The sequence below is a fragment of the Rhizobium sp. LC145 genome (genome assembly GCF_001005825.1).
Classification (GTDB): domain Bacteria; phylum Pseudomonadota; class Alphaproteobacteria; order Rhizobiales; family Rhizobiaceae; genus Neorhizobium.
Genome location: NZ_LBHV01000002.1, coordinates 480,584 through 494,253 on the forward strand (window position 1 = coordinate 480,584; position 13,670 = coordinate 494,253).

General features: G+C 60.0%; 9 protein-coding genes. 3 read left to right on the plus strand and 6 right to left on the minus strand.

All coding sequences use genetic code 11. The features are described 5' to 3' along the window. Positions 1–62: 62 nt before the first annotated feature. The 3 genes from YH62_RS06955 to YH62_RS06965 form a co-directional block, all read right to left on the minus strand. Entirely contained in the window at positions 63–2,198 is a 2,136-nt protein-coding gene (locus tag YH62_RS06955; RefSeq protein WP_245282050.1) for a TonB-dependent siderophore receptor, read from the minus strand. Positions 2,199–2,380: 182 nt separating this feature from the next. Beyond that, a complete protein-coding gene (locus YH62_RS06960) occupies positions 2,381–3,265 on the minus strand; it encodes an AraC family transcriptional regulator (RefSeq protein ID WP_046793442.1) in 885 nt (294 codons plus the stop codon). Positions 3,266–3,301: 36 nt separating this feature from the next. Next, on the minus strand, positions 3,302–5,071 hold the full coding sequence (locus tag YH62_RS06965) for an ABC transporter ATP-binding protein (protein WP_046793713.1): 1,770 nt from the start codon (positions 5,069–5,071) through the stop codon (positions 3,302–3,304). 112 nt (positions 5,072–5,183) lie between these two features. Here YH62_RS06965 and YH62_RS06970 point away from each other — a divergent pair, with 112 nt between their 5' ends. Further along, positions 5,184–5,999: an ATP-binding cassette domain-containing protein gene (locus YH62_RS06970; protein WP_046793443.1), complete on the plus strand. Its 816-nt coding sequence runs from the start codon at positions 5,184–5,186 to the stop codon at positions 5,997–5,999. Between the two features lie 56 nt (positions 6,000–6,055). Here YH62_RS06970 and YH62_RS06975 read toward each other — a convergent pair whose 3' ends face one another. From YH62_RS06975 to YH62_RS06990, 3 genes are all read right to left on the minus strand, one after another. Continuing rightward, complete coding sequence (locus YH62_RS06975) at positions 6,056–8,044, minus strand: PhoX family phosphatase (RefSeq protein ID WP_046793444.1); 1,989 nt, start codon at positions 8,042–8,044, stop codon at positions 6,056–6,058. A gap of 976 nt (positions 8,045–9,020) precedes the next feature. Then, a complete protein-coding gene (locus tag YH62_RS06985) occupies positions 9,021–9,740 on the minus strand; it encodes a response regulator transcription factor (protein WP_082118270.1) in 720 nt (239 codons plus the stop codon). Further along, on the minus strand, positions 9,737–11,152 hold the full coding sequence (locus YH62_RS06990) for a sensor histidine kinase (RefSeq protein ID WP_245282051.1): 1,416 nt from the start codon (positions 11,150–11,152) through the stop codon (positions 9,737–9,739). The genes YH62_RS06985 and YH62_RS06990 overlap by 4 nt, the downstream gene beginning before the upstream one ends. Positions 11,153–11,414: 262 nt before the next feature. On the opposite strand from YH62_RS06990, the gene YH62_RS06995 reads away from it, so the two are divergent. After that, on the plus strand, positions 11,415–12,692 hold the full coding sequence (locus YH62_RS06995; protein ID WP_245282064.1) for an extracellular solute-binding protein: 1,278 nt from the start codon (positions 11,415–11,417) through the stop codon (positions 12,690–12,692). Further along, on the plus strand, positions 12,679–13,668 hold the full coding sequence (locus YH62_RS07000) for an ABC transporter permease subunit (protein WP_082118271.1): 990 nt from the start codon (positions 12,679–12,681) through the stop codon (positions 13,666–13,668). Before YH62_RS06995 ends, YH62_RS07000 begins: the two co-directional genes overlap by 14 nt. Positions 13,669–13,670 lie beyond the last annotated feature (2 nt).

The window sequence follows — 13,670 nt, forward strand, 5'->3', positions numbered from 1 at the left end:
TCCAGTCGCAGAAGAAGGCCCGTTTACGGGCCTTCCTGCAAAACCACACCTCTGGAGTCAACTTACCAGACTTTGCTGAGCTTGAAGGTGAAGGTGCGGGCATCGCCATAGCCGCAGGCGCCAATGCCGCCGCAGCTCTCGACATATTCCTTGTCGAACAGGTTCGCGACGTTCAGCGAAGCGGTCCAATCGTTCTTCTTGTAGCGAATGGCCGCATCAACCACCGTCGCATCCGGAACCTTGAGCGTGTTGGCCTCATCGGCCCAGGATTCTCCCTTGTATCGCAGGCCGGCGCCGAGGCTTAAGCCCTCGAGCGCACCGGTCGTCACCGTATAGTCGAGCCACAGCGAGGCGGTCACGTCCGGCACGATGTAGGGCGTCTTGCCGACCAGGGCAGGGTTTAGCGGGTTATCGGTGACTTCGACGTCCGTATAGGTAAAGGAGCCGAGCAGCCGCCAATTTTCATTGAGGTTTATCTTGGCCTCGAGCTCTATGCCTTTCGATTCCACCTCGCCGATCTGCGAGCGCGTGAACGGGGGCGTCGGCAGGGAAACGACGTAGTTCTGCTTGTTGATGTGGAAGACGGATGCGGTCAGAGAGCCGTCGAAGAAAGTCGGATCATATTTGATGCCCGCCTCGAACTGCTCTCCTTCCTCGGGAACGAGAGGACCGGAAGCCCCGGTTCCGACGAGAGGATTGAAGAAAGTAGCGGCGCTCACATAGGGCGTCAGACCGTTGTCGAACTCGTAGGCAAGCCCTGCACGGCCGCTCCAGGCGTTGTCGGAGCTTTTATAACTGCTGGCCGGTGTGAGCTGGTTGTCGAAATTGCTATGGACATAGTCATAGCGGCCGTTAAGGGTGAGAAGCCAGTTCTCGCCGAAACGGATTTGATCCTGAACGTAGAACCCTACCTGGTTCATCGTCAGGACTTCATCGTAAAGCGGGCTCAGCGGTGGCTGTGTCTGCCCATAATTTGGGTTCAAGACGTCGATCGTGCCGGGGAAGGGCGAGGGCGGAAAGCCAGCGCCGAAAACAGAGTTCTGGACGTTGTCGATGCGGTAGTAGCGATAGTCGATACCGGCCATCACTTTATGCGTCGCGCCGCCCAGTTCGAACTCGTTCTCGATGCGGTTGTCCCAGGCGAGGCTGTCGGCGGTCGTATCTCCCTCGAAGCCGATGCGATTGAGCGCTGTCGGCGTAGCATAGAGATAGGGATAAGGGCCGAATTCATATTTATCGAGATGACCGTAGCGGAAGTTCGACGAGACCTTCCAGCCTCCGTCGAATTCGTGCTCCAGGTCGTAGCCGATCATCTGCTGATCATACCGTCCCTTGTCGAGATCCGGCTCGCCGGGGAAGAAGTCGCGGGGAATTCTGCCGAAAGGCGCATCGACGACCGTGCCGACATAGGGAAGGAAGCCGTTTCCGACATGCACCTGATCGAGCGCACCGGCATAGCCCCAGATCGTGAATTTCGTCGCATCGTCGGGCGAAATCGTCAGCTGCGGCATGATGAAGCCGCGCAGATCGTGACTGTAGTCGGAGTAGTTGTCGCCGCCGGCGATCTTGCCCGTCAGGCGATAGGTCATGGTATCGCTCGACCCGACCTTGTCGGAGATATCGAAGCCGCCGAAAGCGTTTCCGTTACTGTTGATGCCCGTCTCGGTATAGTAATACGGCTCGTCGGTCGGCCGCTTGCGCACCATGTTGACGATGCCGCCGGGATTGGAACCGCCATAGAGGACGGAGGCCGGCCCTTTCAGAACCTCGACCCGTTCGAGCATGAAGGGATCGATCTGGAACCCGCCGAAGCCATAGCTGAACAGATGCAGGCCATCCATGAAGACGCCGGTCTGTGTGGCCTCGAAACCGCGGATATAGAACCAATCGGTATCCGGATCTGTTCCGTAAGGCGCGGCGACGACGCCCGGCGTATAGCGCAGCGCCTCATCGACCTTGTTGACCACGCCGCGGTCGTCCATCTCCTGCTTTCCGACGACGGAAACGGCCTGGGGAATCTCGTTGAGCGGCGTTCCGGTCTTGGAACCCGCGGTAGAACTCTTGGCCACGTAGCCCTGAACTGGCCCTGTAGCATCGGACGCCGCATCGGCACGGATGGTGATCTGCTCGAGCACCGTCTCCTGCTGCGCGAAAGCGGGCCAGGCCGCCGCAAGGCCGATCGCTGCCGTGCCGGCCATCAAACCCGCTCTTACCTTGAAAACCGCAGCCCTTTGCATCGTCTTGCCCCCAGTTAGCCATATGCGGCAACGCAATAAGATGAGCCATTAACTCAGATTTACTTGCGGGGCTTGCCTGGTTCCACGGCAATTGAATGTTCTTGGGCAAATTTTACTTTGTCGAGCAGAACTTCGTGATGTTCCTAAGCTCGCCGGGCCTTTTGCCAGCGGGCGGGCGTTGTTCCCACATGCTTGCGGAATACCCGCGTAAAGTGCGCCTGATCGGAAAAGCCGGTTTCGACGGCGATATTGGTCAGAGGCTGGTCTTCCGCGGCCAGCAACTGCTTGGCGCGCGCGAGGCGGGCATTCATCTGCCACTGATGCGGCGCCATGCCGGTTGAAGCCTTGAAGGAATGGCTGAAATGGGAAGGCGACAGACCGGCGAGGCTGGCCACTTCATCAAGACGGATATTGCGCAGGCAGTTGGCCTCGATGAAATCGGTTACCTTCCGAAGCTGCCAGGACGTAAGTGCGCCACGCCGGCGGGGCGCGGTTTTCGTGAGTTTCAGAACATCGATGATGAGGGAGAGCGAAAGCCCGTCTCCGTAAAGGTCGTGAAGCGGTTTGGGATTGGCCACCTCCGCGGCTATCAGTTCGGCAAGCGCCACCACGCGCGGATCGTGAAAGAGCAATTGCGGATCTTTAAGGCGCGCCGGATCAATCTCTTCCATCAGGCGCCGGCTGATGGTTTCGGCATCGAAATGCAGGTCGAGATGTCGGATATACTGGACATCCGTGATATCGACCCAGAGATCCATATCGGCAGGAACATACGAAATAGCGCTTTCGCGGCTATCCTGCGGGGCGCCGCGCGCGGTCGGAGAGAGCTTGACGGATGGACGGCCCTTTCCGCGGTGATCGAGCAGGATGAACAGCCGGGGATCACGCGCCACATAGTATCCGCCCGCATAGGACGCGCACTCCACGTCCCAAAGATCGGCAGTAATGCCGTTCCAGTGACGACGCCGCAATCCGCCGATCACCGAAAAACCCTCGATCTTGTTGCGCATCTTCGGCTGGAAAGTCATGCCGGTGTCTCTGCAGCGATCAGCTAAAACTAGCCTCTACCTATCAAGTTTTGGAGGTGCTATCAACGCCGGCCCTTGCATCCTGCCGGATGCCCCGAGCTGGGCGGCGTGAAGCCGGTTATAGGCGCCGCCATCCCGAGCAACCAGGTCCTGATGGGTACCCTGTTCGACGATGCCGTTTCCATCGATGACGACGATCCGGTCGGCGCCCTGGATGGTGGCGAGACGATGCGCGATGATAAGCGTGGTGCGTCCCTCGGCGAGCTCCGCCAGCGACCGCTGGATCGCGCGTTCGGTTTCGGTGTCGAGCGCGGAAGTGGCTTCGTCCAGAATGAGGATCGGCGGATTCTTCAAAAACATACGGGCAATCGCCACGCGTTGTTTTTGACCACCGGAAAGCTTTACGCCGCGTTCGCCGATGATCGTATCGAGCCCCTCGGGAAGAGCTGCAAGCATGTCTTCCAGGTGGGCCCGGCGGGCGGCTTCGAGGATATCGGCCTCGCTCGCTTCAAGTCGGCCGTAAGCGATGTTCTCGCGGATCGTGCCTGCGAAGAGGAAGACGTCCTGCTGCACGATCCCGATCTGCTGACGAAGCGATCGCTGCGTCATCCTGCGGATATCGATCCCGTCGATCGTGATGCTACCGTCAAGGATCTCGTAAAAGCGAGGCAGCAGCGAACAGATGGTCGTCTTGCCCGCGCCCGACGGACCGACAAAGGCGACTGTCTCGCCGGCGCGGATATTGAGGTCGATGTCCCGCAGGACCGGGTTTTGAGGCGTGTATCCGAAGGAAACGTTTTCGTAGACGATCTCGCCCTTCAGATGATCGACGTCTATCGCGTCCGGTGCGTCGGCGATATCCGGTTGCGTATCGATAAGCTCGGTAAAACGGCGGAAGCCGGCGATCCCCTTCGGATAGGTCTCGATCACCGAATTGATCTTTTCGATGGGACGGAAGAAGACGCCGACCAGCAGCAGGAAACTGATGAAGCCGCCGGTCGTGAGTTCGCCGGCGAGCACGAAATAGGCGCCGCCGATCATCACGATCATCTGCGTCAGGCGCATGCTCATATAGCTCAGAGATGTGCTCGCGGCCATGATCTTGTAGGCTTCGAGCTTCACGCGGCGATAGTTCTGGTTGTCCTCTTCGAACAGCCTTCGCTCGTGTTGCTCGTTGGCGAAGGCCTGCACGACGCGGATGCCGCCGACATTTTCCTCGATGCGCGTATTGAAAGCGCCGACCCGGTCGAAGAGCCTGCGGAAGTTGCGGGTCATGCGGCTGCCGTAGCGGCTCGTCACCCAGGCGGTCAGCGGCACGATGACAGCGGTGAGCAGCGCGAGCTGCCAGTTGACGGAGAACATCAGCGCCAGCGCACCCGCGAAGGTCATAACCGCAATGAAGAGGTCTTCCGGCCCGTGATGGGCGACCTCGCCGATCTCCTCGAGATCCTTGGTCAGCCGGCCGACGAGATGACCAGTCTTCTGGTTGTCGTAGTAGCTGAAGGAAAGCTTCTGCAGGTGATCGAAGGCGGCGCGGCGCATGTCCGTCTCGATGTTGATGCCGAGCATGTGGCCCCAGTAGGTGACGACGACCATGAGACCGGTATTGACCGCATAGACGACGAGCAATGCCGCCGAAGCGAGCAGGATCAGCAGCCATTCCTGGCTGAAGAGCAGCCGGTCGACGAACAGTTTCACCGCCATCGGAAAGGCGAGCTCCAGGATGCCCGAGAGGATCGCGCAGGTAAAATCGAGGATGAAAAGGCCGCGATAGGGCCGGTAATAGGTGAAGAAACGGCTTAGCATGCTGAATCTCGAGGCGGGCAATATGGAAGGCCGGTTGACCATGCGGGTGAAATTGGCGAAAGGTGAGCCGATTTCTCCATATTGAAAACCGATCCGGGCGGATAGTGCTCCAATGACACTGCATTTGAACGAACGGCATCTTGCGGTGCAGAATTCTCCACTGCTTTCCCTGAAAGAGGTGAGTTTCGCGATCGAGGGACGGGTGCTTCTGCATCCGCTCAGCCTCGATCTGCCGGCGGGCAGGTCCATTGCCCTGATCGGACATAATGGCTCGGGCAAATCGACGCTGCTGAAGCTGATCGGTCGCCAGCAGGAGCCAGCATCCGGCAAGATCCTGTTCGAGGGGCGGGCCCTGGAAACCTGGCCGGCACGCGCCTTTGCGCGGCGGCTGGCCTATTTGCCGCAGCGGACGCCCGCGGCACCGGGAATGCTGGTGAAGGAACTGGTGGCGCTAGGGCGCTATCCCTGGCATGGCGCGCTTGGCCGGTTCACCGCGGCCGACCACGCAAAGGTCGAGGAAGCGATCGAACTGACCGGCATCGGCCCCTTCGCCGACCGCATGGTGGACAGTCTCTCGGGCGGCGAGCGCCAGCGGGTCTGGCTTGCCATGCTGGTGGCGCAAGATGCCACATGCCTCCTGCTCGATGAGCCGATCTCGGCGCTGGACATCGGCCATCAACTCGAAGTGCTTCAGCTCACCCATGATCTTTGCCGGGAAAAAGGCATCACGATCATCACGGTGCTCCACGATGTGAACATGGCGGCCCGCTTCTGCGATCAGATCATCGCACTCCACTCCGGCCGGCTCATTGCCAATGGTCGTCCGGACGAGGTGATGACGCCCGAGGAACTGGCACGCATCTACGACGTACGCATGGATATTATCCACCAGCCGTCGAGCGGACGGCTGGTGGCCTTGGCGCAGTAGCCAAGGGTCGGGTCGAGGAGGCAGGGCGAACAGGCACCCCGCCTCGGCGCCGAGTGTCAGACGGCGATCTTGCCGCCGCCGATCTTGGTGATGGCGAGAACGGATGGCCGCACCGGCATGTCGTCCTTGAAATCGGGCCAGCGGGTGGAAAGGTCTTCATAATAGGACGGGCGGCCATGGCCATCCCAGTCCTCGCCGCCATCGCCGGGATGCTGGACGGCAACGAAGGCCGTCTCATCATCGGGCGTGAAGAGCGGACCACAGAGTTCGGCGCCCACCGGCACACGGAAGAACAGCTTCGAGGTCGCGCGAGCCTCTCCATCGGTATCGACCGCCCACAGGCCATCGGTGCGGCCGGTCGCCTTGTTGTTGTTGCCGTCGGTCGAAACCCAAAGCCGTCCGGCCGAATCGACCGCACAGTTGTCAGGCATGCCGAACCAGCCGTTCTTGGTCGTTTCGGTCGAGAAAGTCGCGCCGACCTCGGCCACGGCAGGATCGCCGCATTTCAGGAGCACTTCCCACTTGCCGGAGGTCGCGGTGAAGTCGCCGCCGTCCTCTGCAATCTCGATGATATGCCCGAAAGCATTCTCCGCCCGCGGATTGGCGGCATCCACCTGGTCGGCCTTGCGTTTGGTATTGTTGGTCAACATGACGTAGACCTTACCGTTGACGCCGTTCGGCTGGACGTCTTCCGGACGGTCCATCTTGGTGGCGCCGAGAAGATCGCCGGCGCGGCGGGTCTCGATCAGCACGTCAGCCTGGCTGGCAAAGCCGTTCTCGGCCGTCAGCGGGCCTTCGCCATGCACTACCGGCAACCATTGCATGGTGCCATCCTCATTGAACTTCGCGACATAAAGCGTGCCGGTATCCAGCAGGTCCATGTTCGCCGCGCGATCGTCAGGATTGTAGATGCCTTCGGTGACGAACTTGTAGACATAGTCGAAGCGCTCGTCGTCTCCCAGGTAGAAGACGACCTTGCCGTTTTCAGCCACGATGGATTCCGCACCCTCATGCTTGGTGCGGCCGAGCGCGGTGCGCTTCTTCGGGGTCGAAGTCGGGTCCATGACATCCACCTCGACGATCCAGCCAAAACGATTGGGCTCGTTCGGCTCCTTGGAAAGGTCGAAGCGGTCGTAATAGTCCGCCCAGTCGTAGCCACCTTCCGGAACGCCGTAGCGCTTGTAGTTCGCAGCTTCGGCATGATCGGCGGGGAGCTCGCCGGAGAAGTAGCCGTGGAAATTCTCCTCCGCCATGATGTAGGTGCCCCAAGGGGTCACCCCGCCCGCACAGTTGTTGAGCGTGCCGATGACTTTGGTGCCGCTCGCATCGGCGGACGTCTTCACACGGTCATGACCGGCGACCGGCCCGCTCAGCGCCATCTCCGTCGTCGCGGTGATACGGCGGTTGAACTTGCCTTCCGGAACGACCTGCCACTTGCCGTCCACTTTGCGGATTTCGACGATCGTGCCGCCATGGGCCGCCATTTCGATGTCAACCTGTTCCTTCGAGAGCTTGCCCTGCTCGATCTTGCCGTCGACGACCTTGACGAGGCCAGGGAACATCAGGTGCGGATTGGTGTATTCGTGATTGACGACAAGCAGTCCGTGCTCGGCCGAACCTTCCAATGGAATATAGCCGACGTAATCGTTGTTGTAGCCGAATTGGCGGGCCTGCGCCTCCGCCGTCTGGGATTTCGCGTCGAAGGCGGGGGAATCGGGGAAGAGCGCATCGCCCCAACGCAGCAGGACATCCGCATCATAGCCTTCGGCGACATGATGACTGGCGTCCACACCGGCTTCGACTTCCGGGAAGGAGAAGGCCGATCCGCCGGCCGCGCGCGCCTGTTCCGCCGTCATCAGCGCAACAGGGCTCACGGTCGCCGCGATCGCGGAGACGGCAAGCGAGCCCTGGAGAAAGTTGCGGCGCGAGAAGCGCTTGCTGATGATTTCCCCCATGGTCGGGTTGATGCTCGGATTATGACCGTCGCCATCGGCATCTTCTAGTTGGGTGGTCGGGAATACCTTTTGAGAAAGATGTTCGGTCATCGCCTATCTCCGGGATTTAAGGGAAGACTACCAGTTTGGAGCCGTTCTAAACCTAGAGAGGTCGTATTGCGGTTTTGCGACAGTTATCCGGGATAGCTCTCGTGACGGCACCTGTTCCACAGGCGATGAAATCCTGTCCTAAGACCTTGGTCGTAAAGGCGCAATGCAAAGGTCCGATGGACGGCGGATGCGGGAACAGTCGCCTGGTTGGGCCGTTCCAGACTTAAGGTACGTAGGAGCCACGAGCTCATATTTTCGCGACTTGGGCTTCGCATGGCCGGCAGGGACGGGATGACAGAAAACAATATTTTGCGGTCGCTCGATTTTCGTGAATCCTGCAAACCTGCGCCGGCCGTGTCCCTCCCTGCGCAGGTCGTTTGCTCGCCGGTCGGTCAGCCGGCGAGTCTTTTACTCTTCCGCAGAATACTGGCGGCTTTCACCTTCGGCCGCCACATTGAAGAAGCTGAGCACCATTGCTGTCGATGACAGGGAAGCCGTCATGTTCTCGCGCAGAAAATTTCTCTCCAGTCTCGGTCTCCTGTCCTCGGCGCTTGTCTGTGCCGCCTCGCCTTACCGGCTTTCCGGCGATCCGACTTCTTTCCTGCGAGAGCAAAAAGCCCTTGCCAAGAACGGAGACGGAGGAAGCGGGGGCGAGGGAGGAGGAGGACAAGGCCGAGGCGAAGGCAGGGGAGAGGGCCAAGGAGACAGCCGAGGCGAAGGCAAGGGAAATAGCGAGGGAAAAGGCGGACGAGAAAGAAGCTCCGGTCGCGAGGATGGTCGACGCTCCAGGCGGTCCGGGGAGAAGAGCCGGAAACGCGAAGCGAAAGCGAACGCAAAGACGGCCGACGATTCACAGATCGAAGTGAAACATCGCAGCGGCATCGCGGAAGAGACACGAGGCGGGCGCTACATCATGCGGGATCGTCGCGGCCGCACGATCATCAACCGTGCGGCCACCACAGCAGACAAGGACCGGCTAAGATCCCTGCAGAAAAGGTGAGGGCACTGCCGCCGAAGCCATCAAAGAAGCCGGCTCGAGATTGCCGGAAGTCCTGCTCTGGGCCGCTTCCCTCCATATGATCGCAGCGGTCGTCCGGTTGCTGACCTGCAGTTTCGCGAAGATACGCGTCATGTGATGCTTAACGGTTTTCTCATGGAGATCGAGCTGGCGTGCGATTTGTTTGTTGCTCAAACCGATCGCGACGAGATCCAGGACCTCCCGCTCGCGCGATGTCAGTTCTTCCAATTGCTCGGCCTGGCTGCTCTCGTTCGAGGCTGTGCCGGTATCCGCCAGGATCTTGGCCGAAAGGCTTGGCGAAACATAGCTTTCTCCGCCGGCGATCGAACGCAGGACATCGGCCAGATCCCTTGAGCCGACGCCCTTCGGCACATAGCCCTTGGCGCCGCTCTGCAGGGCGCGCCGGATATCCTCGCCGGTCTCCGATACCGTCAGCATGACGATTTTCTGATCGGGGCATTCGTCGAGGATCGGGGCGAGGGCATCCAGCCCGCCTCCCGGCATTGAAATATCCATGAGCAGGATATCAGGCCGTTGCGTGACGGCGATCACCACCGCGTCGTCGCCCGTGCTGCCTTCCGCAACGATCTCGAACCCGAGTTCCGACAAGCTGCGCGAAACACCTTCCCTGAACAGCGGGTGATCGTCGACGACAGCTATACGCAGGTTTCTCGTCATGCTTGCTCCGTTTCACAGATATTCAAGGACATCGTCACCGTCGTTCCGCGTTTCGATGAGTTGATCTCGAATCGGCCACCAAGACTTTCGACGCGTTCACGCAAACCGGCAAGACCCAGGCTCGCCGGTTTGACCTGAGCGGGATCGAAGCCCGGCCCGGTGTCGATGACTTCGACAACAACGCAATTGTCCTCCAAACGTTGCACCACCCGTTGACCGATGCCGCCTGCATGGCGCCAACCATTGTTGAGCGCTTCCTGCACAAAGCGATAGATACAGATCTTGGCTGCGTGGGAGATATCCTGCGGCAGATCGGTGAGAGACAGTTGCACCTCGGTCCCGGTTCGGTCGCGATGCGCCTGAACGACTCTCTCCAGCATCTTGGCCAATCCTGTCGATTCGATGTCCGGCAGGATAAGCCCGGCGCAGATGTTGCGGATTTCCCGCATCGCCTCGTTCAGGCTGCCCTTGATCGAGGCAATCTCGCGCTCACGTCTATCGACGGGCGTCTGCGGATCCAGCACCGCCTCGCTATCCAGCCGCAGGGAGGCGTAAGCCACCAGCTGGGCCGGGCCATCATGGAGGTCGGCGCCGACCCGGCGTAGAAAACGTTCGTTCAATGCCGCGGTCCGCTGGGACGCCCTTTGCACCCGGGTATTGAGCGCCTGGTTCTGGGCCAAGAGAGCGGAAAGCTCGTTGACGCGATCGTTCAGCATGTGCCGCTGCTTTTCGATCGTGCGGCTACCGCCAAGAACGATGAAGGAAAGGGCGAGGAAAAATGCGAAAGTCGCCGCTGCCACGGCAAGCCAGCTATGCAGCCTGGCGTTTCGCAGGCTCCGCTCGAAGTCGTTCGCGACTTCGTAGAATTCTATGACGGCGACCACTTCGCCCGACCAGGGCTGGAGCACGGGATTGTAGATTGCCAGGAGCGGCAGGTCTCTCGCCTGCTCGGGAATGTCGGCGGTATTGTCGATCTGATCGAATTCGGCGACCATTTGTCCCGAAAGAGCCGTGCGCAGGTCTTCACCCGGCTCGAAACGCTTCCCCGTCAGGCTTTTGTCTTTCGAATAGAGTATCGTCCCGTCTTTCCGCCAGAGCTTGAACGATAAAAGGCGTGTTCCCAGCGTGCCTTGCGTCAACGTCTCGTCCAGCGCCCGCGCTACCGATTCATCCAGCGTCTCGGTGGTCGTCATGTCCGGAAGGATGGGCGCTATCACGCTGTCGACGTAGAGCGCTGTCGACGCCGCCGAATTCCGGGTTACCGCCTGCTCGATCAGATCCGAAACGAATGCGCCGATCAGCAGCATCGCCGCAACGGCTACCAGTCCGCCGGTGAACAGGAACTGCCTAGCCAGTGACTGGGAGCGCCAGTACGCAAGTAGTCTGTCTAGCCGCACAAGATGTATCGCCACGTTTCAGTTCAGCGCTCATACCTATGTCATGGGCAGCGCCCGTCAATGGCCGAGCGGCGGCAAAGCCGCGCTGGTGCCGGACTGGCCCGCGTGAGCATATGCTCACGCTTGGAGGTAAATGTCACATGGCGGTTATGAGCTCTCCTTAGAACGGGGACAGGCGCAGGCTTGCGACGCCTGTTGTTTCCAGCGGCCTTCCCACAGTGTCAGAGGATTTGTTCAGATGATCCGTTTCCGTAAAAGCACGTTAGCTGCCGTTTCCATGTTTGCCGTCATGGCCATGCCGGCATGGGCGCAGGCCAAGACCTCCATCGAGTGGTGGTATGCCAATGGCGGCCGCATCGAGGAGGGTATCCAAAAGATCATCGCCGACTTCAACAAAAGTCAGGACGATTATGAGGTGGTCGGCATTCGAAAGGGCAATTACGAGGAAACCTTCGCGGCCATGATCGCCGCATATCGCGTCGGGAAACATCCGACGATCATACAATCGAGCGAACGCACCTTCCTCACGATGATCGATTCCAACGCTATCGTCCCCGTCAGCGAATTGATGACGAAATACGACTATTCGATCGATTGGGACAATTTCGTCAAACCTGTCGCTGATTATTATCTTGAAGGCGACAGGCCCGCGGCCATGCCGTTCAACTCCTCGACGGCGATCTTCTGGTACAATGCGGATCACTTCAAGGCGGCCGGCTTCGATGCTCCCGGCGAAACTTGGGACGAGGTCGAAAAGCAACTCTATGCCATCAAGGATCAGGGTGTCGCCAAATGCGGCATGGTGCTGGACAGCGATTTCTACTGGAGCCTGATCGAGGGCTATGCATCGATTAACGACTATCCGTTCGGCACCAAGGGCAACGGCTTCGAAGGGCTCGACACCGAATACGTCTACAACAAGACGCCTGTGGTAAAGCAGGTCGAACGGCTGAAGCGCTGGATCGACGACGGCATCATCCAGCTTGCCGGGCAGGGTCTTTCGCCGAAGCAGCTCTATACCTCCGGCACCTGCTCGACGATCGTGACCTCCACAGCGGCCCATGCCGAGGTGGAGACCAATGCAAAGTTCGACTGGTCGGCGACCTACATGCCGCATGAGACCGACGTCTCGCCGCGCAATAGCAATATCGGCGGGGCAGCGCTCTGGGTGCTCAAGGGCAAGTCCGAAGCCGAAAGCGCGGCGGCAGCAGCCTTCCTCAACCATGTCGCCAAGCCGGAGACGCAGGCCTATTGGGCCGAGTGGACGGGCTATGTGCCGGTGACGAACGCTGCTTACGAAAAGATGAAATCGGATGGCTTCTTCGAGAAGCATCCGACCCGTGAAATCGCCATCCTTCAGCTCACCCGTGGCGAGCCCACGGTCAATTCCCGCGGCTTCCGCTTCGGCAACAGCAACCAGAGCTCGGCCATTCTGGTCGAGGAACTGCAGGCGGTGTGGACCGGCAAGAAGACGCCCCAGGAAGCCCTCGACTCCGCCGTCGCGCGCGGCAACCAGGTTCTCCGCCAATACGAGGCTCTCAATGGCGGCAACTGATCTAGGCATGGTGGAGGAGGGGCGGTCCCGCTCCTCCTTTCCCGCTCGGCGGGGTGCCGTCCGCAAATGGCTGGCGCCCAGCGAAAGCGGCCTGAAGCGCGCTCACTTTCGAGGAGCGGGGCTGGCCGCAGCGCTGATTTCGCCTCAGCTCATCATTCTGCTGTTCTTCTTCTTCGTGCCCTCCTGGAAGGCGCTCTCGCTCGCTTTCGTGCAGATCGATCCGTTTGGCGGCAAGGCGATGTTCGTCGGCATGCAGAACTTCATCGAGCTTTTCACAAGCGAAACCTATCGTTACAGCGCCTGGCTGACATTCTGGTTCACGCTCGCACAGAACGTCCTGACGTTGGTGATCGCCGGCGCGCTCGCTTTCGCGACCGACCATGTCATTCGCGGCCGCTACGGCTATCGTACCGTCATTCTGCTGCCCTATGCCATCGCGCCGGTCGTATCCGGCACCATTTGGGCATTCCTGTTCAATCCGTCCGTCGGCCCGATCGCGACCTGGCTGCAGAGCATGGGCTATCCCTGGGATCCGAACCTCAGGACGACGGATGCCGTCATTCTCATCACGCTGGCCTCGGTATGGAAGCACGTCTGCTACGACTACATCTTCCTGACCGCGGCCATGCTGGCAGTTCCGCAATCCTTGCGGGAGGCCGCCGCCATCGATGGCGCCAGACCATGGCGGCGTTTCGCCACCGTTTCGGTACCGCTGATCATGCCGACGGTCTTCTATCTCTTCATCATGAACTTCGTTTATGGGTTGTTCGAGACCTTCGGCATCATCGACTCGGTCACACGCGGAGGCCCTGCCGGATCGACCACCACGCTCGTCTACAAGGTTTACCAGGATGGCTTCGTCAACCTGAACCTCGGCTCGTCGGCGGCCCAATCCATCGTTCTCATGGTGCTCGCCATCCTCTTCACCGTCCTGCAGTTCCGGGCAATCGAGCGCAAGGTCAACTACGAGGTCTGAGC

Coding starts and splice junctions, on each gene's coding strand:
- YH62_RS06955 (WP_245282050.1), bottom strand. CDS start 2,198: ATGGCCGGCACGGCAGCGATCGGCCTTGCGGCGGCCTGGCCCGCTTTC.
- YH62_RS06960 (WP_046793442.1), bottom strand. CDS start 3,265: ATGACTTTCCAGCCGAAGATGCGCAACAAGATCGAGGGTTTTTCGGTG.
- YH62_RS06965 (WP_046793713.1), bottom strand. CDS start 5,071: ATGCTAAGCCGTTTCTTCACCTATTACCGGCCCTATCGCGGCCTTTTC.
- YH62_RS06970 (WP_046793443.1), top strand. CDS start 5,184: ATGACACTGCATTTGAACGAACGGCATCTTGCGGTGCAGAATTCTCCA.
- YH62_RS06975 (WP_046793444.1), bottom strand. CDS start 8,044: ATGACCGAACATCTTTCTCAAAAGGTATTCCCGACCACCCAACTAGAA.
- YH62_RS06985 (WP_082118270.1), bottom strand. CDS start 9,740: ATGACGAGAAACCTGCGTATAGCTGTCGTCGACGATCACCCGCTGTTC.
- YH62_RS06995 (WP_245282064.1), top strand. CDS start 11,415: ATGTTTGCCGTCATGGCCATGCCGGCATGGGCGCAGGCCAAGACCTCC.
- YH62_RS07000 (WP_082118271.1), top strand. CDS start 12,679: ATGGCGGCAACTGATCTAGGCATGGTGGAGGAGGGGCGGTCCCGCTCC.